This window comes from Comamonas sp. DB36 (genome assembly GCF_057914905.1).
On the sequence record NZ_CP196631.1, the window covers coordinates 377075 to 402754 of the forward strand.

At 67.6% G+C, this 25680-nt stretch carries 23 protein-coding genes and 1 pseudogene; 10 read left to right on the forward strand and 14 right to left on the reverse strand.

The genetic code is table 11. The features are described from left to right. Positions 1-16: 16 nt before the first annotated feature. Together ACSVDO_RS01775 and ACSVDO_RS01780 are read right to left on the reverse strand one after the other, a co-directional pair. A complete protein-coding gene (locus tag ACSVDO_RS01775; RefSeq protein ID WP_489594708.1) occupies positions 17-988 on the reverse strand; it encodes a tripartite tricarboxylate transporter substrate binding protein in 972 nt (323 codons plus the stop codon). A 26-nt stretch (positions 989-1014) separates the two neighbouring features. Beyond that, positions 1015-2331 carry a sulfatase family protein gene (locus ACSVDO_RS01780; RefSeq protein WP_332535671.1) on the reverse strand — a complete coding sequence of 439 codons (1317 nt, stop codon included), beginning with the start codon at positions 2329-2331 and terminating at the stop codon, positions 1015-1017. A gap of 136 nt (positions 2332-2467) precedes the next feature. Between ACSVDO_RS01780 and ACSVDO_RS01785 the strand changes: the two genes are divergently transcribed. Continuing rightward, a complete protein-coding gene (locus ACSVDO_RS01785; protein WP_489594709.1) occupies positions 2468-3001 on the forward strand; it encodes a MarR family winged helix-turn-helix transcriptional regulator in 534 nt (177 codons plus the stop codon). 6 nt (positions 3002-3007) lie between these two features. On the opposite strand, the gene ACSVDO_RS01790 is transcribed toward ACSVDO_RS01785, so the two are convergent. Beyond that, positions 3008-3655, reverse strand: a complete 648-nt coding sequence (locus tag ACSVDO_RS01790; protein ID WP_489594710.1) for a glutathione S-transferase family protein — start codon at positions 3653-3655, stop codon at positions 3008-3010. Positions 3656-3785: 130 nt separating this feature from the next. Here ACSVDO_RS01790 and ACSVDO_RS01795 point away from each other — a divergent pair, with 130 nt between their 5' ends. The 5 genes and pseudogenes from ACSVDO_RS01795 (at position 3786) to ACSVDO_RS01815 (ending at position 8173) form a co-directional block, all read left to right on the forward strand. Then, a complete protein-coding gene (locus ACSVDO_RS01795; RefSeq protein WP_489594711.1) occupies positions 3786-4169 on the forward strand; it encodes a hypothetical protein in 384 nt (127 codons plus the stop codon). A gap of 104 nt (positions 4170-4273) precedes the next feature. Continuing rightward, positions 4274-4783, forward strand: a complete 510-nt coding sequence (locus ACSVDO_RS01800) for a copper chaperone PCu(A)C (protein ID WP_332535664.1) — start codon at positions 4274-4276, stop codon at positions 4781-4783. Between the two features lie 121 nt (positions 4784-4904). After that, positions 4905-5693 carry a PhaM family polyhydroxyalkanoate granule multifunctional regulatory protein gene (locus tag ACSVDO_RS01805; RefSeq protein WP_489594712.1) on the forward strand — a complete coding sequence of 263 codons (789 nt, stop codon included), beginning with the start codon at positions 4905-4907 and terminating at the stop codon, positions 5691-5693. 44 nt (positions 5694-5737) lie between these two features. Next, positions 5738-7054, forward strand: a pseudogene (locus tag ACSVDO_RS01810) (MFS transporter); the annotation flags it as partial. Positions 7055-7081: 27 nt separating this feature from the next. Beyond that, a complete protein-coding gene (locus ACSVDO_RS01815; protein ID WP_489594713.1) occupies positions 7082-8173 on the forward strand; it encodes a serine endopeptidase in 1092 nt (363 codons plus the stop codon). Here the strand turns inward: ACSVDO_RS01815 and ACSVDO_RS01820 are convergent. Further along, complete coding sequence (locus ACSVDO_RS01820; RefSeq protein WP_489594714.1) at positions 8150-9616, reverse strand: GGDEF domain-containing protein; 1467 nt, start codon at positions 9614-9616, stop codon at positions 8150-8152. The two genes, ACSVDO_RS01815 and ACSVDO_RS01820, sit on opposite strands and share 24 nt — an antisense overlap. 128 nt (positions 9617-9744) lie before the next feature. Next, entirely contained in the window at positions 9745-10917 is a 1173-nt protein-coding gene (tgt, locus tag ACSVDO_RS01825; RefSeq protein ID WP_489594715.1) for a tRNA guanosine(34) transglycosylase Tgt, read from the reverse strand. A 95-nt stretch (positions 10918-11012) separates the two neighbouring features. On the opposite strand from tgt, the gene ACSVDO_RS01830 reads away from it, so the two are divergent. Continuing rightward, entirely contained in the window at positions 11013-11486 is a 474-nt protein-coding gene (locus ACSVDO_RS01830) for a universal stress protein (protein WP_489594716.1), read from the forward strand. Positions 11487-11495: 9 nt separating this feature from the next. On the opposite strand, the gene ACSVDO_RS01835 is transcribed toward ACSVDO_RS01830, so the two are convergent. From ACSVDO_RS01835 to ACSVDO_RS01850, 4 genes are all read right to left on the reverse strand, one after another. Beyond that, a complete protein-coding gene (locus ACSVDO_RS01835) occupies positions 11496-11888 on the reverse strand; it encodes a hypothetical protein (RefSeq protein ID WP_489594717.1) in 393 nt (130 codons plus the stop codon). A gap of 117 nt (positions 11889-12005) precedes the next feature. After that, entirely contained in the window at positions 12006-13187 is a 1182-nt protein-coding gene (locus tag ACSVDO_RS01840; protein WP_489594718.1) for a phospholipase A, read from the reverse strand. Continuing rightward, on the reverse strand, positions 13184-13639 hold the full coding sequence (locus tag ACSVDO_RS01845) for a hypothetical protein (protein ID WP_489594719.1): 456 nt from the start codon (positions 13637-13639) through the stop codon (positions 13184-13186). Before ACSVDO_RS01845 ends, ACSVDO_RS01840 begins: the two co-directional genes overlap by 4 nt. 18 nt (positions 13640-13657) lie before the next feature. Then, positions 13658-15724: an ATP-dependent helicase gene (locus ACSVDO_RS01850; RefSeq protein ID WP_332549546.1), complete on the reverse strand. Its 2067-nt coding sequence runs from the start codon at positions 15722-15724 to the stop codon at positions 13658-13660. A gap of 238 nt (positions 15725-15962) precedes the next feature. Between ACSVDO_RS01850 and ACSVDO_RS01855 the strand changes: the two genes are divergently transcribed. Further along, the gene (locus ACSVDO_RS01855; RefSeq protein WP_332540087.1) at positions 15963-16913 is read left to right on the forward strand and encodes an AEC family transporter; all 951 of its coding nucleotides are present in this window, start codon (positions 15963-15965) and stop codon (positions 16911-16913) included. 177 nt (positions 16914-17090) lie between these two features. On the opposite strand, the gene ACSVDO_RS01860 is transcribed toward ACSVDO_RS01855, so the two are convergent. From ACSVDO_RS01860 to hemE, 4 genes are all read right to left on the reverse strand, one after another. After that, entirely contained in the window at positions 17091-18236 is a 1146-nt protein-coding gene (locus ACSVDO_RS01860) for an asparaginase (RefSeq protein WP_489594720.1), read from the reverse strand. 131 nt (positions 18237-18367) lie between these two features. Then, positions 18368-20524 (reverse strand): replication restart helicase PriA, encoded by a 2157-nt coding sequence (gene priA, locus ACSVDO_RS01865; RefSeq protein ID WP_489594721.1) that lies wholly within the window; start codon positions 20522-20524, stop codon positions 18368-18370. Next, complete coding sequence (locus ACSVDO_RS01870) at positions 20521-20889, reverse strand: hypothetical protein (protein WP_489594722.1); 369 nt, start codon at positions 20887-20889, stop codon at positions 20521-20523. The genes priA and ACSVDO_RS01870 overlap by 4 nt, the downstream gene beginning before the upstream one ends. A gap of 342 nt (positions 20890-21231) precedes the next feature. Further along, the gene (gene hemE / locus ACSVDO_RS01875; protein ID WP_332537005.1) at positions 21232-22344 is read right to left on the reverse strand and encodes a uroporphyrinogen decarboxylase; all 1113 of its coding nucleotides are present in this window, start codon (positions 22342-22344) and stop codon (positions 21232-21234) included. 269 nt (positions 22345-22613) lie between these two features. Here hemE and gltS point away from each other — a divergent pair, with 269 nt between their 5' ends. Next, a complete protein-coding gene (gene gltS, locus ACSVDO_RS01880; RefSeq protein WP_332537006.1) occupies positions 22614-23828 on the forward strand; it encodes a sodium/glutamate symporter in 1215 nt (404 codons plus the stop codon). 314 nt (positions 23829-24142) lie between these two features. Continuing rightward, positions 24143-24967 (forward strand): GNAT family N-acetyltransferase, encoded by an 825-nt coding sequence (locus ACSVDO_RS01885; RefSeq protein WP_442881478.1) that lies wholly within the window; start codon positions 24143-24145, stop codon positions 24965-24967. Between the two features lie 7 nt (positions 24968-24974). Here ACSVDO_RS01885 and ACSVDO_RS01890 read toward each other — a convergent pair whose 3' ends face one another. Beyond that, positions 24975-25520 (reverse strand): hypothetical protein, encoded by a 546-nt coding sequence (locus tag ACSVDO_RS01890; protein WP_332537008.1) that lies wholly within the window; start codon positions 25518-25520, stop codon positions 24975-24977. Positions 25521-25680: the final 160 nt, after the last annotated feature.

Genomic DNA, 25680 nt, shown 5'->3' on the forward strand with positions numbered 1-25680 from the left:
GCCCGCGGCTCAGGCGTCAATCGAGCTGAAGCCCGATCTTGCGCGCCACCGCGCCCCAGGTTCGGGAGTCCTCGGCGATGCGCGCCGCCGCCGCTTGGGCCGAGCTGGCGACGACTTCCTGATCGGTCTGACGCAGCCGCTCCACGACTTCGGCCTGCTGGAGCGCGCCGGCCAGGGCCGTGTGCATGGCGTCGATGATGGGCTGGGGCGTGCCGCGCGGCGCGAACAGCAGCAGCGAGAACGTTGCGTCGAAGCCGGGAAAGCCCGCCTGGGCCACGGTGGGGACTTCGGGCAGCAGCGGCGAGCGCCTGGCGCCCGACACCGCGAGCGCGACCAGCTTGCCCGCGCGCACATGCTGCAGGACCGTGGGACCGGCGAGAAAGCCGCAGTCCACCTGGCCGCCCATCACGTCCTGGATCGCCGGCGCCGGCCCCTTGTACGGCACATGCATCATCTCGATGCCCGCGGCGGACTTGAGCAGTTCGGTCGTGAGGTGGCCCGGCGAGCCCGCGCCGCCAGAGGCATAGCTCATCTTGGTCTGCCGCGCTTTCTGCAGCAGCTCGCCCAGCGTGCGCACGCCCGCCGACTGGCCGCAGACCAGCGTCTGGCTGAAGGCGCTGGCGCGCATCACCGGCTGCAGGTCTTCGGCCTTGAAGCTGAGCTTGGGGTAGATGTGCGGGTTGACCGTCACCAGCGTGTCCGTGGTCCAGAGCCAGGTATAGCCGTCGGGTTTGGCGCGCGCGGCTTCGGCTGCGCCCAGGTTGCCTGCGGCACCCGGCTTGTTGTCGATGACTATGGGCTGCTTGAGCAGCACATGCATTTTCTCGGCCGCGCTGCGCAGCACGATGTCGCTGGGGCCGCCAGGAGGCAGCGGCACGATGACGCGGATCGGGCGGTCGGGCCAGCGCGTCTGGGCTGCGCCCGGGCTGGCGCCGGCGGCGAGAGCGCCGGCGATGGCAAGGCTGAAGGCGAGAGAACGGATGGGCATGGAAAAGGTCTCCTTTGTTGTGGGGCTCAGCGCTGCGGCATGTCCTTGACCGAATAGCCCAGGCTCACGGTCGCGTCGTCTGGAATCGCCGGCATGCCTGCATTCCATGCGAGCCAGTCGGCGCGCATCGCGGCCAGGCGCTGGGGCGCATGCGCTGCGAGGTTGGCGCGCTCGCGCTCGTCGGCCGCGATATCGAACAGATATTCGTTGCCGTCGACCTGCAGGTATTTCCAGCGCCCCTGGCGCAGCGCGCGCTGGCCGCGGTGCTTCATGCGCCAGTACATCGGGCGCTCGAACTCCGCGCCGCCGCGCAGCAGCGGCAGCAGCGAAACGCCGTCGAGCGCGTGCGTGGGCGCGGGCGCGACGCCGGCGGCGTCGAGTACCGTGGCCGTCCAGTCCATGGTCAGGCAGTGCTGGGTGCTCACGCGGCCGGGGGCGATGGCGCGCGGCCAGCGCGCAATCCAGGGAACGCGTATGCCGCCTTCGGTCAGGTCCATCTTGCCGCCGACCAGCGGCCAGTTGTCCGAGAAGCGTTCGCCGCCGTTGTCGCTGGTGAAGATGACCAGCGTGTTGTCGGCCACGCCATTGCGCTGCAGCGCGGCCATCACCTGGCCGATTCCTTCGTCCATCTGCTGGATCATGCGGCGGTAGGTGTTGACGTTGCCGCCGTCCAGATGAAACAGCGAGCCGCGCATGGCCGAGCTCACGGCCGCGTCTTCGCGTGTTTCCCAGGGCCAGTGCGGCGCGGTGTAGTGCAGGCTCAGCAGGAACGGCGCGCCTTCGCCGGCCACGCCGTCTATCCAGTCGGCGGCGCGTTGCGACAGCAGGTCGGTCAGATAGCCGCTGTGCTCGACTTCGCGCTCGCCTTCGAACAGGTCCGGCACGCCGTTGGTGCCGCGGTGGCTGAAGTAGTCGACGCCGCCCGACATCGGTCCGTAGAACATGTCGTAGCCCGAGCGCAGCGGGCCGAAATGCGGCGGATAGCCCAGGTGCCACTTGCCGATCAGTGCCGTGCGCCAGCCCGCCTGCTGCAGCAGCGACGGCATGCTGGGATGCTCTGGCGGCAGGCCCAGCACGGCACTGTCGCGCGAACGGCTGCTGATGGGCTCGTCGGCCGCGCCGCGCAGGCGATACTGGTAGCGCCCGGTCATCAGCGCGAAGCGCGTGGGCGAGCACACGGGCGAGTTCGCATAGCCTTGCGTGAGCCGCAGGCCCTGGGCCGCGAGCCCGTCGATTACGGGCGAGACGGCGCCGAAGTCCGCGGGCCGGCCGCCATAGCAGCCCAGATCGGCATAGCCCAGATCGTCGGCGACGATGAACACGATGTTTGGAGGTTGGTGCATGCGCAGCTTTCAGTTCTTCGATGGCCCGGTGCGATTCCCATGCGCGCCATGGGTTGTCGTCGGATCAGCCATCTGTGCGCGAGACTACGGCGCGGCAAGACAGTTCATCTAATCAATCAAACTCAGGGATTGCCCCATGCCTTCACCGTCCCCCTTGCAAAACCCCACGTCGCTCGATGAGCTGCTGCTGTTCCGCATCGGCCGCCTGCTGGCGATCGCGGGGGCTCCGGTGATACGTCTGTGCGAAGGCCAGTACGGCATCACGCGGCGCGAGTGGCGGCTCATCGCGGTGCTCGCGCAGCAGGGCCCCCTGCTGTCGTCGGTGCTGGCCGAACGCGCGCACCTCGACCGCGGCCGTACCTCGAAGACGGTTTCGGATCTGGTGCGAAAGAATCTGTTGGTGCGCACGCCGCTGCCGCAGGACCGGCGCTATGCGCAACTCACGCTGACGGATGCGGCCCGGGAAATCTACGCGGCGCTGTTTCCCGTGATCGTGCAGCTGAACCAGTCACTGCTCGACGGCCTGGCGCCGGCCGACGTGCAGCATTTCGATGCCGTGCTCGCGCAATTGCAGCAACGCGCCGCGCAGCAGCCGCTGGCGCAGGACCTGCCCAAGGCCGACAGGCGCAAGGGCGCGCGCGCCACGGCCGTGCGCGTGGCGCCGGGCTGAGCGCTGTCAGCGCTGCGCCATGCGCGCCATCATCAACGCGGTACTGGTCTTGCGATCGGCCTGCACCTTCTGCACCGTGGGGCGCTCGCCCATGCGCGCCAGGTAGTCGCGCACCGGCAGCTCGGCCAGCACGTCGCGGCCGCCGACGATCTTGCTTGCGGCGCTGATCAGCGGCAGGTGGACGATGGCGCAGCAGTCGGCAAACGTGAACTGCTCGCCGGCAATGAAGGGGCTCCAGCGCGCGAGCTGGCCCAGCGCCCTGGCGCTCTTGTCGAGCTGGGCCATGCTGCGCTCGCGCACGCCGTCGCTGACCTTGCCGCCGAAAAACGCCTGGGGGTAGAGATTGCGCGCCACCAGTTCCAGGTGCAGATCGAGATACAGCGCCAGCTCGCGCACCTTGGCCGCGGCAAACGGGTCGGCGGGCAGCAGCGGGTGGGCGGGATAGGCCTGCTCTATGTATTCGAGCATCACCGCCGACTCGCTGAGCGCGCCGTGTTCGGTGCGCATGTAGGGCACCTTGCCCAGGGGCGAAGCCGCAGGGTCGGTTTCGCCCAGCCAGGCAAGTTCCTCCTCGTAAGCGACGCCTTTTTCAAGCAGTGCGAGCTTGACCTTGTTGTAGTAGTTGCTGGCAGAAAAACCACAGAGCTGAAGCATGGGAAGTCCTTGATGGCTGGGGGAGGGACGCAACGCTGGCGGCGCCGGCGGCGCTGACTGCGTGCCATGCTAGGCGATCGCCGCCGGGCCTGGCGTCACGCAGATGACGGGGCCTGCCTACAATGCTGTGATGTTCCGGCTGCGCTCCTTCCCCCCTGCATGGCTGCGTTCGCGGCCCATGGGGCTTGCGCGCGCCACTCTGGCCGCCTGGCTGCTGGTGCTTTTTGCGGGCCTGTTCACGCCCTGGGTCCAGGCGCGCAGCCTCGATGCCGTGTGTTCAGGTGCGGGCCATCGCAGCTATATGCTGGCGCCGCATGCCGATGGGCTCGCGCATGCGCTGCATGGGCTCGAGTGTCCGCAGTGCATGCCGCAATTGGCCGCACCGCCGCCCAAAGTGGTCGCGCTGCTGGCCGCCGCGCCGCATCCGGGCCGGCCGCTGCGTGCGCGGGCCATGGCCTGGACGCCCGTGCCCTCGGCCTGCCCGCCACCGGCACGCGGGCCGCCTGTGCGATGAATCAAAGCGTCGGCCGCGCCTGCGCGCTGCAGACTATTTTTTCCCGGGCCTGGCCCCGGAAGTTTTCATCCCACAGAGTCCCCGCAGGGGACAAGAGCATTCCCATGACCAAGAACCAATGGATTTCCCCTTTCATCGTTGCCGCCGCCCTGGTGGCCGGTTTTGCGGGCAACGCATCTGCCCATACTGAAGCCGCGCATGTCGAAGTCGACGGCGCCTGGGTCCGCGCCACGGTGCCCGGCCAGCAGGGAACGGGCGGTTTCATGCGCCTGAAGGCCAAGGAGTCGCTGACCCTGGTCGGCGTGCGCTCGGAAGCGGCCGCGGTGTCCGAAGTGCATGAAATGAAAATGGAGGGCGACGTGATGCGCATGCGCGCCATCAGCGCGCTGGCGCTGCCCGCGGGCAAGACGGTCGAGCTCAAGTCGGGCGGCTACCACCTGATGCTGCAGCAACTCAAGGCGCCGCTGCTCAAGGGCACGGAAGTGCCGGTCACGCTCGAGTTCAAGGATGCGAAGGGTGAACTGTCGCGCCTGCACCTGCGCCTGCCCGTCGCCATGACCGCGCCCACCGGCGCGAGCCCGGCTGCGGAACACAGCCACGGCCACGCGCACTGAACTGTTTGCCGGGCACGCCCGGATGGTGTCATCGCCGGATCGCCGTTACAGTAGGCTTGGTGGCGCGCCCCGGCCTGGCCGGGGTTGTCGCATGATGTCCCATGTCCCAGCGAGGTAGGCGATGAGCAATCCCAACGGTTCCGATCCTTTCGGCTTTGCCAAATTCATTCCCGGCTTTGAGTTCCTGCAAAGCCTGTCCCAGGGCGCAGCGGGGGCGGCCGGCGCCGGTGCCGAGGCACCGCTGGCCGGCATGGCGCAGTGGGTCGCGCCCACGGTCAACGCCGAGGAAATCGACAAGCGCATCAAGGAGCTGCGCGCCGTGCAGTTCTGGCTCGAACAGAACGGCCGCGCGCTCACGGCGACGATACAGGCGCTCGAAGTACAGAAGATGACCCTGGCCGCGCTGCAGAGCATGCAGGGCGGAATCAACGACTGGGCCAAGGCCTCGCCGTTCAAGATGCCCGAGGCGGGCGCAGCCGCGAGCCCGGCCCCTGCGCCCGCATCGCCGCCACCGGCTGCCGCGCCGGCCGCCGCCGCCACCGATGCCGCCGCTGCGGCCCAGGCGCCTGCCGCCGCGGCCGTCGATCCGTTGCAGTGGTGGGGCGCATTGACCCAGCAGTTCCAGCAGATCGCGACCCAGGCGCTGCAGGAACCCGCAGGCCAGAAGGTCATGGAAGCCGGCACGCAGATGGCGGGCGAGTTCGCGCGCAGCGCAATGCAATCCGCCGCGGATCTGGCCAAGGCCGTGCCTGCGGCGGCGGTCATGCCTTTGGCCGCCAAGCCTGCAGCCAGGGCCTCCGCGCCGGCGACCAAGAAAGCCGCGCCGCGCAAACCAGCCGCGGCGCCAACGCCCCAAGCCGCGGTCAAGAAAACCACCGCCGCCCGCAAGACTCCGCGCCGCGCGCCCTGATCGCGGCACAATGCCGGCAATGCTTCACCTCAAGGATTGCCGGCATGCATGACGATGACGCGGACCGCCCCAATCAGTACGCGCTGCTGTGCCAGCGCCGTTTCGGGCCGTTCTTCTGGACCCAGTTCGCGGGCGCGGCAAACGACAACCTGTTCAAGTTCGCGTTCACGGTCCTGGTGACCTACCAGCTGAGCGTGTCGTGGCTGCCGCCTTCGCTCGCCGGCCTGGTGATAGGCGCGCTTTTCATCCTGCCCTATCTGCTGTTCTCGGCGACGTCGGGCCAGCTTGCCGACAAGTGGGACAAGCGGCGCATCTTCCTGCTGACCAAGAACCTCGAGATCTCCATCATGGCGCTGGTCGCCTGGGGCATGCTCGCGCAGAACGTGCCGCTGCTGCTGGCCTGCATCTTCCTGATGGGCACGCATTCGACGCTGTTCGGTCCGGCCAAGTTCGCCTATCTGCCCCAGGTGCTGTCCGAGCGCGAGCTCACGGGCGGCAATGGCATGGTCGAGATGGGCACTTTTGTCGCCATTTTGCTCGGCAATGTCGCCGGCGGCCTGCTGGTTGCCGTGCCCGAGGTCGGCCATGCACAGGTCGCGGTCGCCGGCCTGTTGCTCGCGCTGCTGGGCCGGCTGTCGGCACAGTTCATTCCCGCGGGGCCGGCAACCGACCCCGATCTGCGCATCAACTGGAACCTGTTCAGCGAAACCTGGCGCAACCTGCGGCTCGCGCATGCGCATCCCGTGGTGTTCCGCTCGCTGCTGGGCATCAGCTGGATGTGGTTCTTCGGCGCAGTGTTCCTGGCGCAGTTTCCGGCATTCGCGAAAGAGGTGCTGCACGGCAACGAGCAGGTCGCGGCGCTGCTGCTGGTGGTGTTCTCCGTCGGCGTGGGCGCGGGCGCGCTGCTGTGCGAGCGGCTGAGCCGCGCCCAGGTCGAGATCGGCCTGGTGCCGCTGGGCGCGCTGGGAATGAGCCTGTTTGCCGCCGACCTGTATCTGGCGTCGCGCAGCCTGCCGCCGGGCAGCCTGATGGACATGGCGGCGTTCCTGTCGCGGCCCGCGCACTGGCGCGTGGTCGCCGACCTGCTGCTGCTGTCCATGGCCGTGGGCATCTACAGCGTGCCCATGTACGCGCTGATCCAGCTGCGCAGCCAGCCCACGCACCGCGCGCGCATCATTGCCGCGAACAACATCCTGAATGCGCTGTTCATGATCGCCAGCAGCCTGATCGCGGGCGCTTTGCTGTCGGCAGGCTGCAGCATTCCGCAGCTGTTTCTGATCATCGCCGGCGCCAATCTGCTGGTGTCGATGGCGGTGTTCCTGCTGGTGCCTGAATACCTGTCGCGCTGCGTGGCGCTGGTGCGCACCGCGCGTGCATGAGGAGTCTCCATGAGTAAAGCCTTGCGTCTTCCCGAGAAATGGTTTCGCCGCGGCCTGTGGCTGGTGGCGCTGGTCTTCGCCTGGTTCCTGGTCGGTCTGGGCAGCCTGGTGGTCGGCGATCTGCCGCAGGTCGAAAGCGTGCAGCGCATCGAGGATTTCATGCCGCCCGAGCGCGCGGCCCAGGTCAAGCTGCAGCGCCAGACATCGGAGCAGCTGCGCGACCAGGCCGCGAGCGCGCTGGAGCAGGCCGAGCTCAAGTACCGCGCCGCGCGCAAGTCCTATGCCGCGGCGCGCGAAGCGTTCGACAACTGGGTCGCGACGCGCAGCGCCACGCAGCGCGCCGACCAGGACGAAGAACTGCTGGCGCGCACGCGCGCGCTCGACCAGCTCAAGGAAGCCGAGCGCCGCGCGGGCGTTGCCGTCGAGGCCCAGCAGCAGCAGCAGCTCGACGCCCAGCAGGCGCTGGCGCGCGCCGAGGCCGACTGGCAGCAGCTCAACGACGGCGCGCGCGAAAAATGGCAGGCCGCGCAGCGCGCCCAGGAACTGCGCGTATTCCTGTACCGGCTGGCCTTGACGCTGCCGCTGCTGCTGGTCGCGGGCTGGCTGTTTGCCAAGAAGCGCCGCAGCAATGCCTGGCCTTTCGTCTGGGGCTTCATCTTCTTTGCATTGTTCGCGTTCTTTGTCGAACTCGTGCCCTATCTGCCGGATTACGGCGGCTATGTGCGCTATATCGTCGGCATCGTGCTCACGGTGGTGCTTGGCCGCGCGGCCATCCAGGCGTTCAACCGCTATCTTGAAAAGCAAAAGCGCCAGGAAGCCATGCCCGACGCCCAGCGGCGCGTGGAGTTGAGCTATGACACCGCGCTGTCGCGCCTGGCCAAGGGCGTTTGTCCGGGCTGCGAGCGGGTGGTGGATCTCAAGGATCCGGGAATCGACTTCTGCCCGCATTGCGGCATAGGCCTGTTCGACCGCTGCGGCAACTGCGCCACGCGCAAGAGCACGTTCTCGCGCTTTTGCCATGCCTGCGGGACACCGGCCGCGGCCGTGCCCGCGAGCGCTCCGCTGCCGCCGTCGGCGTCAGATCCCCAGGTTCGCGACTAGCGCCGGGTTGTGGGCGTCGGCGGCAGCGCACAGGCTCCAGCCATCGCGACCCGCAGCCTTGGCCTGATAGAGCGCGACATCGGCGCGCTGCAGCAGCTCTGCCAGCGTCTGCGCCTTTCCGTCGGTCAATGCCACACCGATGCTGACCGTGACCGTCAATTGCTCTCCCTGGGGCAGCACCAGCCGCTGCGCGCGCACGGCCGTGCAGATGCGCGTGGCAATCTGCTGGGCCGCCGAGGCGCGCACGCCCGGCAGCAAGACGGCGAATTCCTCGCCGCCCACACGGCCCAGCAGATCCTGAGGCCGCAGGACCTGGCTTACGGTCTGGGCGAAGGCACGCAGCGCGGCGTCGCCCGCGGCATGGCCATGGTGGTCGTTGACCAGCTTGAAGTGGTCGAGGTCCAGCATCAGCACGGCCGCGGGTTCGGTCGACTGCTGCAGGCGTTCGAGCCGGCGCTGGCCCTGGCTCAGGAAAGCGGCGCGCGCCAGCACATCGGTCAGCGAGTCATGGCTGACCGCACGGTCGAGTCGGCGCAGCAGCTCGCTGCGCGCAATCTGCGAGCAGGCCACGGCCAGCGGTCCCATGGACAGCAGCGTCAGGCCCAGCCGCAGCGAGACCGCGACATCGAGGTCGGCGGGCGTGAACTCGAGCATTCCCGCTGAAATGGTGGCGATTTTCCAGATGCAGACCAGCAGGCTCAGCAAGGTCGTGGTGAACAGGCGGTAGGCCAGCGCGCACCACAACAGCGAGGGCACGGTGAAGGCCAGCGCGCCCGGTCCGCCCAGTGCGATTGCCGCGTATTCGGTGGCAATCACGGACAGCAGCGGCAAGGCCATGGTCCATGAAGCGCGCGACTTGATGCGCGCGAACCAGCGCCCAGGGCTGCGGGTCGGGATGCTCAGGATCAGCGGCAGGATCAGCATCTGGTTCATCAACTCTGTGCTGAACCACATCATGGCGGTCTGCGGCCAGCTGCTATGGAACAGCAGGGGGCCGGTGCCGGCGCCGACCAGTGTCGAGCCTGCGGCGGCGAGCGTACAGCCCACGAGCAGATACAGCACCGAACTCTGGCGCCGCATGTAAAGCCGCGGCGCGTCGAGGCGGCGCATGAACCACCAGCCGCAGGCGACGCCGAACAGGTTCGCGATCGACAGCCAGACTGCGGCCAACGGATTGCTGCCTGTGAGCAGGTCGGCGAGCACGAATGCCACCAGGGCCACCAGCCACGAGGCCTTTTGCGCGAGCCGGGGCCAGCGCAGCAGCATGCCCAGCAGTACCGCGTTCGCCGGCCAGAATGCGGACAGGAATCCTGAGGGCCGGCTCAGGATGCCTGCCAGGCATGCGAGAAACAGGCACAGCCCCAGGCCCATGACGCTCGCCATCGGGGCGAGCGCGGGCATGGAGCGGTTGCGCGCAGTGGAGGCAAAGGAAGGCAAAGGCATTTATTGGACGAGAAACCGTGGTCTCGGCCAATATAGCGGCGGGGTGCGACAGGGTTTGTCAACTCTTGTCAGATGGCATGCAAAGGCCGCGCCGGGGGTGACCACTTACCCCGGACGCCGGCAGGGTCTCAGACGCCGCGCGCGCGCTCGCTCTTGAACCGCGCACGGAACGCAGCGAATGTGCCCGCGTCCAGTGCATCGCGCACTTCCTGCATCAGGTTCAGGTAGTAGTGCAGGTTGTGGATGGTGGTCAGCATCGGGCCGAGCATTTCTCCGCAGCGATCGAGGTGGTGCAGGTAGGCGCGCGAGAAACCGTCGCGCCCGCCGTCGTCCCAGCTCACTCCCGAGGCGCCCGCGCAGGCGTGGCAGGTGCAGGTGGTGTCTATGGGCTGGTGGTCGGTCTTGTGGCGCGCATTGCGCAGCTTGAGGTCGCCAAAGCGCGTGAAGATGGTGCCGTTGCGCGCATTGCGCGTGGGCATCACGCAGTCGAACATGTCGACGCCGTCGGCCACGCCCTGCACCAGGTCTTCGGGCGTGCCCACGCCCATCAGGTAGCGCGGCTTGTGCGCCGGCAGGCGATGCGGCGTATGCGCCATGATCTGCAGCATCAGGTCCTTGGGCTCGCCCACGCTCACGCCGCCGACCGCATAGCCGGGGAAGTCCATCTCGACCAGCGCGTCCAGCGACTCCTGGCGCAGGTCCTCGAACATGCCGCCCTGCACGATGCCGAACAGCGCGTTGGGGTTCTCCAGGCGCTCGAACTCGTCCTTGGAGCGCTGGGCCCAGCGGCGGCTCATTTCCATCGACTTGCGCGCTTCGGCGGGGGTCGTGAGGTGGCCCTTGGTCTCATAGGGCGTGCACTCGTCGAGCTGCATCACGATGTCGGAGTTGAGCGTGGTCTGGATCTGCATGCTCACTTCGGGCGACATGAACAGCTTGTCGCCGTTCACGGGCGAAGCGAAGTGCACGCCTTCCTCGGTGATCTTGCGCATCGCGCCCAGGCTCCAGACCTGGAAGCCACCCGAGTCGGTCAGGATGGGCTTGTTCCACTTCTCGAAGCCGTGCAGGCCGCCGAAGCTTTCCATGATGTCGAGGCCGGGGCGCATCCACAGGTGGAAGGTATTGCCCAGGATGATCTGCGCGCCCATCTCTTCAAGGCTGCGCGGCATCACGCCCTTGACGGTGCCGTAGGTGCCCACGGGCATGAAGATCGGGGTCTGGACCACGCCGTGATTGAGCGTGAGCTTGCCACGGCGCGCGTGGCTGGAGGGGTCGTTTTGGAGGAGTTCGAACTGCAGCATGGGCGCCATTGTCCCAGACTGCCTGTGGACCGTGCTTCCCGAGGGGCAGCCCAGGGTCTGGCACACTGGGGTATCGATAACTTCCGGAGGCCTAGATGCTCAGAATCATGATTGCAGTGGATGGATCGGAACCCTCGCTGGACGCCGTGCGCCATGGCGTGAAGCTGGTGCGACAGGGGCTGCATGCCAGCCTGGTGCTGGCCCATGTGCAGCAGGAGGCCACGTTCTTCGAACTCGCGACCCAGGACCCCGACCTGATCGCCCGGGCCAGCGTCGCCGCGGGGCGGCATCTGATGGAGTCCGCCGTGGCGCTGGTCGAGGCCGCGGGCGTGAGCTATGAAACCGAAGTCGGCCTGGGCGAGCCCGCGCCCACGCTGGTCGACATGGCCGAGCGCAACGGCTGCGACATGATCATCATCGGCGCGCTGGGCCAGGGCGGTGTGCGCCGGACGTTGATCGGCTCGGTGTCACGCGAGATCGCGCGCCTGAGCAATGTGCCCGTGACCATCGTCAAGCATCCCGATCCGGCCGATGTGGCGGATGCGCAGGATGTGGTCGACGAGGAGTAAAGCCCCGAGTCAGGCCCGGCGAGACTGGTTGGAAGCCGTCTTGCCGGCCTGCCACTTGCCGTGGGGCAGGCTTGCCAGGCGCTGGAACATGCGCCGGCAGTAGCCGCGTATGCGCAGGCAGTTATTGATTTCTTCAATGGGCAGAGGACCGGAGACCACCACGATGTCGTCGGCCGACTCCCAGGCTCCGGCGGCGCGCAGGCGCCGGCGCGCGGTCAGCGCCCAGGAATGGATGCGCGTGGGCGTGCCGTGCTGGTGCACCTCGCCGGTGTGCAGGTCGAAGGCAATCGCCACGGTCTCGGTCCTGAGCCGAAAGCGGCGCTCACCCGTGACTGCGCTGGGTGTGTCGCGCATGTCGTACAGGTAATAGTGGCCGGCCTTGAGCTGGTATTGCTGATCCATCGATCCTCCTTCAAGCCCCCATTCTGCGCGGCCTGGGCGGCGTTGCAAAGTCGGGTAAGCGGTGCGAAAGTCGGGCTGTTCGCGGTGGCGGCGCTGCGCGCGCCGGCCGCCGCGGGCTCAGAAGTCCAGCAGGCTGAAGCCCACGCTGAACACGGTGCGTTTGTGGTTGTAGTCGATCAGGCTGTCACCATACCCCGAGAACAGCTGCGTGTGCAGGCGCAGATTGCTGCGTCCGCCGCCTATGCCGTCGCCCAGTGTACGCAGCCATTCGAGTCGCACGGCGCCGCGCGGCGTCGCACCCAGCGAGCTGCGCACCGTGGCGCTGAGCGTATGGATGCGGTTGGGGTTCCAGGTGGCGGTGAGTTCGGCGCGGCCCAGATAGTTGCTGATGTCGGGGTTGTCGTCGTTGAGCGCGCCTTCCTTGACGCGCTTCCAGATGCGGCTGGTGACCGCGAAGTCGTTGCCCTTTTCCAGGCCGGTCATCAGGTACCAGCGGTTCCAGCTGCGCGACAGCGGCAGGCTCTGGCCGTTGGACTGGTGCACCAGCCCCGCGCCCGCATAGGCCCAGTTCCAGCCCGCAGGCAGCGACAGCGACAGCGGATAGACGTAGATCAACTCGGGTTCATGGTCGGTGGTGCGGAACGGCCGCGACAGATCGGGGCTGAACACCTGCCAGTACGACTGCTGGGTATAGCCGAACCACAGCGAATCCTTGCGTTCGGGCGTGTGCGCCAGCAGGCCCTTGGCCACCTTGGTGCGCACGGAGATGTTGAGCCGGGTCTCGGTGCTGCGGTAGTCGCTCTCGGTGGTGCTCTGGTGGTCGGGCGAGGGCGACGAAGGCAGGCGGTTGACATTGCTGCCCGAAACCACCGAGATCGACATCGGGCGATAGCCGCGCACGGCGAAGGTGCCGCAGTCGGTGCCTTCGGTCAGCTCCCAGAAGCGCGTCATCGCGCTGTATTTGGCGTCGTTGCAGCCGCGCACCACGGGATCGGCGGGCATGGGGTCGGCCGTCAGCGGAGCTGCCGACGTGGCGACTATGGGCGCGGGCTCGGGCACGGGCAGCGTGGGCTGGTCGGGCAGGGCCTGGGCGCTGGCCGCCGGCGCCTGCCAGGGCTGCTTGTTGGCCCATTCGTCAAAGCATGCCAGGCGTTCGGCCCCATTGGCGGCTGCGGTGCACAGCCGCCAGGCATCGGCGGGCGTGCTGCCGACCGGGGCGCTGCCTGCGGCCCATGCGGGCAGCGACAGCAGGCTCCAGGCCGCGAATGCCGCCAGCGTGGGCGCGCCGGGCGCGTTCATTCTGCGGGCTGCTTGCGCAGCACGAAAGAAAGGGCGAGTGGAGGGTTTTCCTGAGTCCATGTTCCGCGAATTTCCTTGCCGCAGCTGTCTGCCACCACCTGGCCAATCCAGGTGGCGCTGATATTTGTTCCGTTGATCGACTCCTCGAGCGTGAAATCGCCCTGGTCGACATCGCCGGCGAGCAGCGCTTCGCTGCCCGCGCGTTGTACCCGGCCGCGCACGCTGGCAGCGAGCTCGGGATGGGGGATGAGTTCGAGACGGGCCGTGGTGGGCGTCGTCGGCGGCGCATCGGCCGCCGGCGTGAATTGCGCGTTCCAGTGGCCCAACAGCGTCTGGTGGCTGGCCTCGGCGGCGTCTATGCATGGCGCTGGCTGGGCGAAGGCGCTGGCGGCAAGCCACAGCAGCGCGGTCGCCGCGATGCAGCGCAGGAAAGGGATGCGGGAAAAAAGCATGGCAGTCGGAATCGGTGGTCAGGGCGCAGGCGTCTGCGCGGCGGCCTTGCGGGCAAATTCGGCGCGCAGCTGGCGCAGCTTCTCGCGCGGGTCTTCGCGCGCGGTCGATTGGTCCAGGCCCATTTCCTTGATGAAGCGGCTGGGCATGGCGGCGACCATTTCGCGGCCTTTCTTGCGGCGCTTGGTCCAGCTCACGGCCAGGCTGCGCTGGGCGCGCGTGATGCCCACGTACATCAGCCGGCGCTCTTCCTGCAGGCGCTGGGCGATTTCGTCGCTGACCTTTTCCTGGCGGCCGTTGTCGTCATCGAGCTTGAACGGCAGCATGCCTTCGGTCACGCCGACCAGCATCACATGCGGCCACTCGAGGCCTTTGGACGCGTGCAGCGTCGACAGGATCACCATGTCCTGCTCCTTTTCGCGCTCGCTGATGGTCGACAGCAGCGCAATCGTCTGCGAGACCTCGAGCAGGCTTTTCTTCTCGCTGGTGATGGTGCTGCCGCTGGTGTCGTCCACCTGGCCGCCGGCGCGCTGCGCCATCCAGTCGCAGAACTCGAGCACATTGCTCCAGCGCGCGGCGGCAACGGTCTCGCTGTCCTCGCTGTCGTAGATGTGCTTCTCGTAGTCGATTTCCTTGAGCCAGTCGGCCAGGAAGGCGCGCGAGTCCTCGGCGCCCAGCGTGTGGCGGGCGCGGTATTCGAGGTCGTTCACATAGCGGCCGAACTCCATCACGCTGTCGTGGGCCTTGGTCGGCAGCACGGCGGGCAGCATGTGGCTGAACAGCGCGCCGAACATGCTGAGCTTGTGCTGGGTCGAGAACTCGCCGAGCTTGCCCAGCGTGGTGTGGCCTATGCCGCGCTTGGGCGAGGTGATGGCGCGCAGGAACGCCGGGTCGTCGTCGTTGTTGATCCACAGCCGGAACCAGGCGCACAGGTCCTTGACTTCGGCGCGGTCGAAAAAGCTGGTGCCGCCCGAGACCTTGTAGGGAATCGCGGCCTTGCGCAGCGCCTTCTCGAACGGCTTGGCCTGGTGGTTGGCGCGGTAGAGGATGGCGAAGTCCTTCCAGGCCGGCGGCGGGTTGCTGGCCGCGCGCAGCGTCTGGATGCGCGCCACGGCGCGCTCGGCCTCGTGCTCCTCGGAGTCGGCATCGACCACGCGCACCGGATCGCCTTCGCCCAGCTCGGAAAACAGCGTCTTGGGATACAGCTTGGGGTTGGGCTGGATCACGTTGTTGGCGGCGCGCAGGATGGCGCTGGTCGAGCGGTAGTTCTGCTCGAGCTTGATGACCTTGAGCTGCGGGTAGTCGAGCGGCAGCTTCTTGAGATTGTCGAGCGTCGCGCCGCGCCAGCCGTAGATCGACTGGTCGTCATCGCCCACGGCAGTGATATGGCCGCGCTCGCCGATCAGCAGCTTGAGCAGCTCGTACTGCGTGGCGTTGGTGTCCTGGTACTCGTCGACCAGCACATGGCCCAGCAGCTTCTGCCATTTCTCGCGCACTTCGGGGTGGTCGCGCAGCAGGCGCAGCGGCATGCCTATCAGGTCGTCGAAATCCACGCTCTGGTAGGCCGTGAGGCGTTCCTCGTAGCGCGCCATCAGCAGCGCGACGCTGCGCTCGCTGTCGTCCTGGGCCATGGCCAGCGCCGTGCGGCTGTCGTAGCCCATGTTCTTCCACTTGCTGATGGTCCACTGCCATTGGCGCGCCGTGGCCACATCGGTGGTGCCGCCGGCCGCGTCCTTGAGGATGCCGACCACATCGTCGGAGTCGAGAATGCTGAACTGGGGCTTGAGGCCCAGCGCCTGGCCGTCCTCGCGCACCATCTTCACGCCCAGCGCGTGGAACGTGCAGATCAGCACATCCTTGGCGGCGCGGCCTATCAGGCCCTTGGCGCGCTCGCGCATTTCGGCCGCGGCCTTGTTGGTGAAGGTGATGGCGGCAATCCGCTTGGGATGCAGGCCGGTGTCGATGAGCCGGCCGATCTTGTGCGTGATCACGCGTGTCTTGCCCGAACCCGCGCCCGCGAGCACCAGGCAGGGGCCTTCGGTGTAGTGGACAGCTTGGAGCTGGGCAAGATTGAGACCGGCGGACATAGGCGGGGAGAGGATCGGGCGGTTGGATGACAGAGGCCGGGAAAGGGCAGCGCGCGCCGGCGTGCGGGACGCGGGGCAGCACGCATGATACTGGTCCGAAGGCGGGATTGGTGTTGCACTGCAGCATGCCCGGGAGGCGGATGGGTATGTCACAGGCGTAACACTTCGTGCCAAACTGCATGCCTTAGGCTGGCGCGCCGGCTGCTGCCCATACGCTTCCCTTTGATCGCCTGTCGCCATGCTGTCTGTTTTGCTGGTCACCTCTCCGTTCTTCGCGCTCGTACTCTGTGGCTTTGTCGCCACCCGGCGCGGCATCCTGCCGCTGTCGGCCATCGCCGGGCTCAACAGCTTCGTGCTGTATTTCGCCCTGCCCTGCATGCTTTACCGCTTCGGCGCGCGCACGCCGATCGCGCAATTGCTCGATCCCGCGGTCGCCGGTGTCTATCTGGCCAGCGGCCTGGTGCTGGTCGGCACTGTGGTCGCGCTCACGCGCCGGCGGCTGGGCTGGAACGACGCGGCGTTTGGCGCGCTGGTCGCGGCCTTTCCCAATACAGGCTTCATGGGCGTGCCGCTGCTCGTGGCCCTGCTCGGCGCGCACAGCGCGGGTCCGGTCATACTGACCATGGCGCTCGACATGCTGGTCACGACTTCGCTGTGCATTGCGCTGTCGCGCCTGGGCATGGCCGGCGGTGCGGGCGTGGCGCTGCGCAATGCGCTCAAGGGCATGGCCGCCAATCCCATGCCCTGGGCGATCGCGCTGGGCGCGCTGGCGTCATGGGCGCAATGGACGCTGCCCAAGCCTGTCGAGCAGACGCTGGCCATGCTCGGCGACGCGGCCTCGCCGGTGGCGCTGTTCACCATAGGCGCGGTGCTCGCGCGCTCGCAGATGAACGCCCACGAGCGCGTGGCGGCGCGCGACTATGTGCCGGTGGCGCTGGCCAAGCTGATTGCCCACCCGCTGCTGGTGTGGCTTGCAGGCCGCGCGGCGATCGCGCTGGGCGTGCCGCTGACGGAGCAGGCGCTGGTCGTGCTGGTGCTGCTGGCAGCGCTGCCCAGCGCGAGCAATGTGGCGCTGCTGACCGAACGCTTCGGCGCCCACGGCGGGCGCGTGGCGCGCATCATCCTGGTCAGCACGGCGCTGGCGTTCCTGAGCTTCTCGGGCGCCGTGGCGCTGATGACACGGGGCTGAAGCCCCCACCCGTGCTCCCGGGCAGGTGCCTGGCCGGCCATGCCTTTGGCTTGAGAGCAGGGCGTTCATGGTTCGACAGGCTCACCATGAACGGGGGGAGAGCGTGTCTTTCCTTTGAGGCCGGCCAGCGACCGTTCGCTCGGCCTCGTCGAGAGGCAGTGCGAACGGGTCGACGGGCTAGTACTCCCAGAAAATCCGCTGCAGCTCGCGCGTGTCCCTGGTCTGGGTCAGCGCCACCGCCGCGAGCAGGCGTGCCTTCTGCGGGTTCAGGTCATGCGCCACGACCCAGTCGTACTTGTCGTCGGGCTGCTCGGCATTGCGCAGCACGAAGCCGCCGGGAATGCGCGAGCTGCGGATCACGACCACGCCTTTGCTGCGCAGGTCGTTCAGGCGCGGCACGATGCGGTCGGCGACCGAGCCATTGCCCGTGCCCGCATGGATGATGGCCTGCACGCCGGCCGCGCCCAGCGCGTCGATGGCCGTGCTTGGCACGTTGCCGTAGCCGTAGACGATGTCCACGGCCGGCAGCGTGGTGATGCGCTCTATGCTGAACTCGCTGTTACGCGTGTGGCGCTTGACCGGCGCGCGGAACCAGTAGGACTTGCCTTCGACCACCATGCCCAGCGGGCCCCAGGCGCTGCCAAAGGCGTTGGTGCGGATGTTGACGAGCTTGGCGACATCGCGCGCGGTGTGGATTTCATCGGCCATGCTGACCAGCACGCCCTTGCCCACCGAATCCGGGCTGCCGGCCACGCTCACCGCGCCCAGCAGGTTGAGCGCGCCGTCGGCCGACAGCGCCGTGCCCGGGCGCATGGAGCCGACCAGCACGATGGGCTTGTCGGTCTGCACCACGAGGTTCAGGAAGAAGCCGGTTTCCTCCAGCGTGTCCGTGCCGTGGGTGATGACAATGCCTTGCACATCGGGCTGGCGCACCAGTTGCTGCACGCGCCGCGCCAGCGTCAGCAGCTGCTGGTTGGTGAAGCTTTCGGAGGCAATCTGGAACACCTGTTCGCCCGACACGCGGGCCACCTTGCCCAGCTCGGGCAGGCCGATCAGCAGCTGCTCGACCGGCACCTTGGCCGCCTGGTAGGTGGCGCTGCTGGCCGCCGACGCACCTGCGCCCGCAATGGTGCCGCCCGTGGCCAGCACCACCACATGGGGCAGGGCTGGCGGCGTAGCGGCCGCGGCGGGTGCGCTGGCGACGGGCGTGGCGGCCGGCATGGCGGCCAGGCTTTCCTGGCGCGGCGCCGAAGTACAGGCGGCAAGGGCCAAGGCTCCGGCGCATATCGTCAGACGCCAAAGGGAAGGGGTGGAAGCAGTCATGGTTATTGGCTCCAGCACAGGGTGGTTGGCGCCGCGGGGACCCGCAGTGCGTCAGCCACTGACAATGCACTGCCGCCCAGGCCTTGGCAAGATGCAGACCCCAGTAACAAAATGTCCTTGACAGTTCCCTGTCAGATCGCCAGGGGATCTACATCGACCAGCCAGCGTACCAAAGGCCGGTGCTGAGGCTGGGCGCGCAGCTGGTGCAGCAGCGGCTGCCAGGCGTGCAGGAAGCGCTGCAGCGCCGTGCGGTCCAGGCTTTCAATCAGCATCTGCGCGCGCTCGACGTTGGCCACGCGCTGGATGGTCATGGGAATCGGCGGGAACAGGAATACCTCGTCGAGCCCGGGCAACTGGGCGTCGCGCGCGGCCTGGCTTGCGGCCAGCAGAAAGGCCTGGGCGTCCTCCTGGGTACGCGCGTCGGCGCGCACCAGCGCCTGGTAGGCAAACGGCGGCATGCCCGCGTCCTCGCGCTCGCGCAGCTGCTGCGCGGCAAATGCCGGGTAGTCGTGGGTGCGCAGCGCGGTGAACACCGCGTGCTGCGGGTCGCGCGTCTGTATCCACATCTCGGCGCGGCTGCCGCTGGCCTGCAGATAGTCGGCGTCGCGCCCGGCGCGGCCCGCGGCCTGCATCAGCAGGCAGAACAGCCGCTCGGACGCGCGGTAGTCGTTGGAGAACAGCGCGTTGTCGGGCTGCACCGCCGCGACCAGCGTGATGCGCCGGAAATCATGGCCCTTGGCGACCATCTGCGTGCCCACGAGCACGTCGATGTCGCCCGCATGCATCTGCGCCAGCTGCTCTTCCAGCGCTCCCTTGGCCTTGGTGGTGTCGGCGTCGATGCGCGCCACGCGCGCCGGCTCATGGTCGGGGCGCTGCACATTGCGCAGCAGGCGCGCGAGCTCTTCCTCGAGCTGCTCCGTGCCCTTGCCCAGCGGCAGGATGTCGGGGTTGCCGCAGGACGGGCAGGCATGCGGCACGCGCTGCGTGAAGCCGCAGTGGTGGCAGCGCAGCGTGCGGTCGCCCTTGTGGAACACCTGGTGGGCGCTGCAATGCGGGCAGTCGCTTTTCCATTCGCAGTCGGCGCAGTACAGCACGGGAGCGAAGCCGCGGCGGTTGAGCAGCACCAGGCTTTGCTCGCCGCGCTGCACGCGCTCGGTGATGGCCGCGAGCAGCGGCGGCGAGAACACCGCGCGCCTGGGCTGCTGGGTCATGTCGACCAGCCTGACCTTGGGCAGGGCCGCCGAGCCTATGCGGCTGGGCATGTGCAGGCGCAGATAGCGCCCGCCCGGGTCCTGCTCGGTGGCCGGACGGCTCGCGTGCCAGCTTTCAAACGACGGCGTGGCGCTGCCCAGTATCACCTGCGCGCCCTGGGCGCGCGCGCGCCAGATGGCCAGGTCGCGCGCCGAATAGCGCGCGCCTTCCTGCTGCTTGTAGCTCGCGTCATGTTCCTCGTCGACGACGATCACCTTGAGGCCGGGCAGGCTGGCAAACACCGCCATGCGCGTTCCCAGCACGATGCGCGCGGCGCCGGTGTGCGCGGCCAGCCAGCTCTTGAGGCGCTGCGGTCCGGTCATGCCGCTGTGCATGCTGACCACGGCAGCGGCGCCGTACTGCGGCGCGAAGCGCTCGACAAAGCGCGCTTCAAGCTGGGGCGTGAGGTTGATCTCGGGCACCATCACCAGCGCCTGGGCCGCGGGGTCGGCGTCAAGCGCAGTCTGCACGCAGCGCAGATAGACCTCGGTCTTGCCGCTGCCCGTGCTGCCATAGAGCAGGAACGGGCGGCCCGCGTCAGGGCGGCCCGCGCCGGCGCTGGCCGCTATCTGCTGCACCACCTGCTCCTGTTCGGCGCTCAGCGCGACCAGCGCGGGCGCAGCGCCCGGGGCAGGCGCAGCGGGCTTGCTTTTCGCGGGCTTGAGCCGGCGCGCGAGCTGCTCGGCCGTGAGCTCGCGCAGCTGCGGCGGCAGCGCGGCCATGGCGATTTCGCCGATGCTGCGCTGGTAGTAGCGCGCGGCAAACGCCACGAGGCGGCGCCAGGCGTCGGGCAGCGGCGCAATGCCTTCGAGCACGCCCGTCACGGGCCGCAACTGCAAGGTCGATTCAGGCGCGGGCGCATCGTCTGCGGCCGCAGGATCGTCCCAGACCACGCCCAGCATCTCGCGCTTGCCCAGCGGCACGCGCACCAGCGTTCCGGGCGCCAGGCGCGTGCTGGCCGCGTAGGTCAGCAGATGGCCGACCGCGCTGTGGGCCGGCATCTGCAGGGCGATCTGGACGGGAAACAGGGCGGTCATTGCGGCGGGTAAAAAAGCTTCAGAAGGCGGCGGGAAAGGAAATCCGGGGGTTCCCGGCTTTTTGCCGATTTTCTGTGGATAACTTTGTGGGAATTGTCAGGGCTTGTGCGGGCGGGAAGGCTTTTGGCGATCCGGCCGCCGGCTTGTTCGGTTTGCAGCCCTTGAGGCTTCTCTTTATAAAACAAGAGCTTGCATGGGGCTTGCAACACCTGTGACGCTGCCGTGACAGCCGTTTTTGGGGTGTTGGGGACCACCTGCTGATGTGCATAAGTCGGAACGCAGGTCGCTGTCAAGCGCCAGGAACCCCCTAGTTTTTGCGAAAAATTCCGCGCGTTTTGCAGAAAAAAAGGAGAAACCAGCTGCAAGTCCTTGATTTCAGAGTTTATTTGCTAATTTCCGAAGTTTCTGTGGATAACTTTGTGCACAAACAATTGGGAACGCTTCGCCATTTACGATCGGTTCTTGCCTGTCACTGTAGGAGAGTCCTGAGGGTGCTGATAAATACTGTTATGAATCAACAGCTTGCAAGTTGTTCTCCAGCGATTTTCGGCCCGGGCTGCAAGTGCGCTGGGCCGCGGGCGGCGCCACTGCACAGCCCCATCGCTGTGCATAACTGACATGGGCTCAAGGTGGGCGCTCGCTCACCTTGGTCCGCGCCGCATGCCTGGGAAATCCGCAGGCCGCGGCCAGCACGACCAGCCAGGCGCTCAGTTTTGGCGCATTGCGCGCGAGTGGCTGTGCACCGTTTCGACCAGCGCTGCCACATGTTCGGGCGGCGTGAACTGACTGATGCCATGGCCCAGGTTGAAAATATGCGTGGGACCGGTGGTGGCGCGGTCGGTATGTGGCTTGCCGAAGCTGTCGAGCACGGCGCGCGCCTGGGCCGCGACCTGCTCGGGCGGCGCAAACAGCACGTTGGGGTCGATATTGCCCTGCAAGGCCTTGCCCGGGCCGCCGACATCGCCGCCGACGATGGCGCGTGCCTGGCCCAGGTTGGCCGTCCAGTCCAGGCCCAGCACTTCGCAGTCCATGTCCTTCATCTCGGGCAGCCAGATGCCGCCGCCCTTGGTGAAGACAATGCGCGGCACGTCGCTGCCGTCGACGCCGGTGCGCTTGAGCTGCGCCAGCACGCGGCGCGTGTAGGCCAGGCTGAATTCCTGGAAGCAGCCATCGGCCAGCACGCCGCCCCAGCTGTCGAAAATCATCACGGCCTGGGCGCCGGCGTCAATCTGCGCATTGAGGTAGGCGGCCACGCTGTCGGCATTGACGCTCAGGATGCGGTGCATCAGGTCGGGGCGCGCATACATCAGGCTCTTGACCAGCCGGTAGTCGCTGCTGCCCTGGCCTTCGACCATGTAGCAGGCCAGCGTCCAGGGGCTGCCCGAGAAGCCGATCAACGGCACGCGGCCGTCGAGCGCGCGGCGTATCGACGTCACGGCATTGAACACGTAGCTTAGCTTGTCCATGTCGGGCACGGCGAGCTCGGCCACGGCGGCCTCGTCGCGCACCACCTTGGCAAAGCGCGGGCCTTCACCGGCCTCGAAGCTCAGGCCCAGGCCCATGGCGTCGGGAATGGTCAGGATGTCGCTGAACAGGATGGCGGCGTCGAGCGGAAAGCGCTCCAGCGGCTGCAGCGTGACTTCGGTTGCGTAGTCCACATTCGTCGCCAGCCCCATGAAGCTGCCGGCCCGGGCGCGCGTGGCCTTGTATTCGGGCAGGTAGCGGCCTGCCTGGCGCATCAGCCACAGCGGGGTGTAATCGGTGGCCTGGCGACGGCAGGCGCGCAGGAAAGTGTCGTTTTGGAGGGGGGCAAAAGACATGGTGCTCACTCACGAAGGGGGCTGGGCCGGGCCGGATGCTGGGCCGCAAGGGCGCAGCCGGCGGCCATGGACGGCGCCTGAACCGGGCCGGATTCGGGCCTGTTCAAGCGGTCAATGGTTGGGTCGGGCAATCCGGGAGTTTAACGGATCGGACATGTCGCACGCTGGCCCTGGGGCACGCAGGCGCGCCGCCGTTTGTCTTTGGGCGCAGGCACAATGGACATTTTTGCGCCGAATTTCCGGTGCGCTGCCTGACGTTGGAAATGTTTTTGAACCTGCCTGAAACGCTCGCCATACCTGCTTTCCAGAGCTTCACGCTTGCCATCCTGCTGTTTTTCGTCGGGCAGAAGGTGAGCCAGCAATCCGCACTGTTGCGTCGATACAGCATTCCCGAGCCCGTGGTCGGCGGCTTTCTGTGCGCCTGCGTGGTCGGTGCCGCCTATCTGGCGCTGGGGCTGCGCATAGAGTTCGATCTGGGCGTGCGCGACATGCTGCTGCTGTATTTCTTCGCCGGCATAGGGCTCAAGTCGGATCTGCGCACGCTGCGCGAAGGCGGCCGGCCCGTGATGTGGCTGCTGGCCCTGTCATCGGCCTTCATCGTGCTGCAGAACCTGCTGGGAATGGGCGTGGCCGGGCTGTTCGGCCTGGATCCGCGCGCCGGGCTGATGACAGGCTCGATCTCGCTGACCGGCGGCATAGGCACCACCATGGCCTGGGGGCCCGAATTTGTCGAGCGCCTGGGAATCGCCAACGCGGTCGAACTGGGCATGGCCAGCAACATGGTGGGCCTGATCGTCGCCTGCATGATAGGCGGCCCGGTGGCCAGCTATCTGATGCGCCGCCACCGGCTGGTCGGCGGCGTGGGCGCGCTCGATGTGGGCGTGACCGCCGAGCACAGCCCGCCGCTGGACTACATGGGCGTGCTGCGCGCGCTGCTGTGGCTCAACCTGGCACTGCTGCTGGGCGAAGTGATCACGCCGCTGTTCCACGAAATGGGGCTGCAGCTGCCGATGTTCGTCGGCTGCCTGATGTCGGGCATGCTGCTGCGCAATCTGCTGGGCCGCTGGCTGGTCGGCGGTCCGGGCGACACCCAGCACTGGCAGGGCATACGCCAGGGCCTGGCGCTGATTTCGGACATCTGCCTGGGCCTGTTCCTGACGATGGCGCTGATGGGCTTGCAGCTGTGGATGCTTGGCGGCGTGATGGGCTTTGTGCTCAGCGTGCTGGCGCTGCAGGTGCTGCTCACCGTGGCATTCACCGTCTGGGTGGTGTTCCGCAGCATGGGGGGGGACTACGAGGCGGCCGTGATCTGCTCGGGCTTTGGCGGCATCGCGCTGGGCTCCACGGCCACGGCCATGGCCAACATGACTGCCGTGACCCACAGCCATGGCGCGGCCCACCGGGCGTTCATCGTCGTGCCGCTGGTCTGCGGCTTTTTCGTCGATATCGTCAACGCGCTGGTGATTCAGTGGTTGGCGAGATGAAAGGGGGCGGCACGCCCCCTGTTCCCTGCGCGCGTTCATGCTTTAACGCGTTCAGGGCGAACGAATAGCAGGCTTCAGGCTCCCACGTTTCCCGTTGGCATGAGATCCACGTGCACGGGATGCGCCCCCCGACACGCAACTGTCACGCCGCCATCACGCCCCTGTCATATCGCACGCCAACAATGCGTAGCGTGAGCCGGGGCTGAAAAAAAGGGGAGTGACGCGGTTACCCGTCACCCACCCGATCCCCCCCGGTATCACGCCAATTCAACGCTGCGCGTCGGGGAGAATGTATGGACGAGAACCTGCAAGCCATGCCGATAGGAGACTGGGCATCCTCGATGCCCGTCTACCCACCCCGGGCGCTGCCCGCGCTGTTGCGCCCCTGCGTGGAGGCGCGGCCTGCAGGGCGTCTGCTGGTGCAGTGGGCGCGCCAACAGGACGAGGTACGCGAAGCCCAGCGCCTGCGCCACCAGGTGTTCGTGCAGGAAATGGGCGCGCGCCTGCCGGTCCAGCTCGAAGGCCATGACATCGACCGCTTCGACGACTATTGCGAGCACCTGCTGGTGCGCGATCCGGTGAGCCAGGCCGTGGTCGGCACCTACCGCCTGCTGACGCCGGCCGAAGCGCGGCGCGCGGGCGGGCTCTACTCGGACAACGAATTCGACCTCGCGCCCATAGACGCATGGCGGCCGCGGCTCGTGGAGCTGGGCCGCAGCTGCGTGCATGCCGACTGGCGCCATGGCGCGACCATCATCGCGCTGTGGGGCGCGCTGGCCGAATTCATGCAGCGCAACCGGCTCGAAGCCATGCTGGGTTGCGCAAGCATGCCCATGTACCACCCCGGCCTGGCCTACGGCGAAGGCGCGGCCGCCATCTGGCAGCAGCTGCGCACCCGTTATCTCGCCGAGCCCGCGATGCAGGTCCAGCCGTACACCGCCTTGCCGCTGCCGGCCGAAGGCCGGGCCACGCCGGCTGCCGCCAACGTGCAGCCCCCGGCCCTGATCCAGGGCTATCTGCGCATGGGCGCCAAGGTGCTGGGCGCGCCGGCCTGGGACCCCGACTTCCAGACCGCCGACCTGCCGCTGATGGCGCGCATTGCCGACCTGCCCGCGCGCTACCGCCGCCAGCCCGGCTGAAGCCGCCTCATTCCTCGGGCGTCTCGTCGGGCGCAGTGAACATCAGGCCCAGCGCCGAGAGGCTCAGCAGGAAGATCACGAACATGTAGAGCGCGGTCGCCAGCGACAGGCTGATGGTGAACACCCATTGCCAGGTGTTGCAGATATTGCCCGTGCCATACATCGCATGGCATTGCTCCACATGCGGCATGTGCAGGTACCAGAGGACGGCCCACAGCGTGAGCGCGGCCACCAGCGCCACGCCTTGCCAGCCCTGGCGCAGCGACAGCATGGACAGCAGGGCGACCGACACGGCCGTGCCCCAGACCAGCATCAGCGACCAGCTCACGGCGGGCGAGCGCGCGAGCAGATCCTGGAGCCAGGCCATCTTGGGCAGCTGGTCGAACAGGTCCAGCAGATTCCAGACCGCGGGCACGACGGCGCCCGCGATCGCCAGGCAGGCGACCAGCAGCGCCAGCAGGCCGTAGCGCCAGCGGCGCGGCAGGCGGTGTTTGTCCGGGAGCGAGTGGCGGTCGTCGTTGTGGGGGGAATGGTGTCGCAGGGTAGCGGTCATGGCAAACCTCCTGAAGATCGACGCCGGTACGCCTGGACTGCGACTCCGGCGCGCTGCAAGAAAGTGCAGCGTGCGTTCAGTCTAGGCCGATCAAACGGCCTGTGCGTGTAGGTTTACGCTGACGCTCCATCACGGCACAGGGGTCGCCCCCATGCCGGAA

Bases quoted from the DNA above. Each gene is read 5' to 3' on its own strand.
- ACSVDO_RS01795 (WP_489594711.1), top strand. From the start codon at position 3,786: ATGTTCCGGCTGCGCTCCTTCCCCCCTGCATGGCTGCGTTCGCGGCCC.
- ACSVDO_RS01885 (WP_442881478.1), top strand. From the start codon at position 24,143: ATGCCGATAGGAGACTGGGCATCCTCGATGCCCGTCTACCCACCCCGG.
- ACSVDO_RS01820 (WP_489594714.1), bottom strand. From the start codon at position 9,616: ATGCCTTTGCCTTCCTTTGCCTCCACTGCGCGCAACCGCTCCATGCCC.
- ACSVDO_RS01775 (WP_489594708.1), bottom strand. From the start codon at position 988: ATGCCCATCCGTTCTCTCGCCTTCAGCCTTGCCATCGCCGGCGCTCTC.
- ACSVDO_RS01830 (WP_489594716.1), top strand. From the start codon at position 11,013: ATGCTCAGAATCATGATTGCAGTGGATGGATCGGAACCCTCGCTGGAC.
- ACSVDO_RS01845 (WP_489594719.1), bottom strand. From the start codon at position 13,639: ATGCTTTTTTCCCGCATCCCTTTCCTGCGCTGCATCGCGGCGACCGCG.
- ACSVDO_RS01890 (WP_332537008.1), bottom strand. From the start codon at position 25,520: ATGACCGCTACCCTGCGACACCATTCCCCCCACAACGACGACCGCCAC.
- ACSVDO_RS01855 (WP_332540087.1), top strand. From the start codon at position 15,963: ATGCTGTCTGTTTTGCTGGTCACCTCTCCGTTCTTCGCGCTCGTACTC.
- ACSVDO_RS01780 (WP_332535671.1), bottom strand. From the start codon at position 2,331: ATGCACCAACCTCCAAACATCGTGTTCATCGTCGCCGACGATCTGGGC.
- ACSVDO_RS01815 (WP_489594713.1), top strand. From the start codon at position 7,082: ATGAGTAAAGCCTTGCGTCTTCCCGAGAAATGGTTTCGCCGCGGCCTG.
- hemE (WP_332537005.1), bottom strand. From the start codon at position 22,344: ATGTCTTTTGCCCCCCTCCAAAACGACACTTTCCTGCGCGCCTGCCGT.
- ACSVDO_RS01790 (WP_489594710.1), bottom strand. From the start codon at position 3,655: ATGCTTCAGCTCTGTGGTTTTTCTGCCAGCAACTACTACAACAAGGTC.
- ACSVDO_RS01850 (WP_332549546.1), bottom strand. From the start codon at position 15,724: ATGTCCGCCGGTCTCAATCTTGCCCAGCTCCAAGCTGTCCACTACACC.
- ACSVDO_RS01860 (WP_489594720.1), bottom strand. From the start codon at position 18,236: ATGACTGCTTCCACCCCTTCCCTTTGGCGTCTGACGATATGCGCCGGA.
- priA (WP_489594721.1), bottom strand. From the start codon at position 20,524: ATGACCGCCCTGTTTCCCGTCCAGATCGCCCTGCAGATGCCGGCCCAC.
- ACSVDO_RS01785 (WP_489594709.1), top strand. From the start codon at position 2,468: ATGCCTTCACCGTCCCCCTTGCAAAACCCCACGTCGCTCGATGAGCTG.
- ACSVDO_RS01835 (WP_489594717.1), bottom strand. From the start codon at position 11,888: ATGGATCAGCAATACCAGCTCAAGGCCGGCCACTATTACCTGTACGAC.
- ACSVDO_RS01840 (WP_489594718.1), bottom strand. From the start codon at position 13,187: ATGAACGCGCCCGGCGCGCCCACGCTGGCGGCATTCGCGGCCTGGAGC.
- ACSVDO_RS01800 (WP_332535664.1), top strand. From the start codon at position 4,274: ATGACCAAGAACCAATGGATTTCCCCTTTCATCGTTGCCGCCGCCCTG.
- ACSVDO_RS01805 (WP_489594712.1), top strand. From the start codon at position 4,905: ATGAGCAATCCCAACGGTTCCGATCCTTTCGGCTTTGCCAAATTCATT.
- tgt (WP_489594715.1), bottom strand. From the start codon at position 10,917: ATGCTGCAGTTCGAACTCCTCCAAAACGACCCCTCCAGCCACGCGCGC.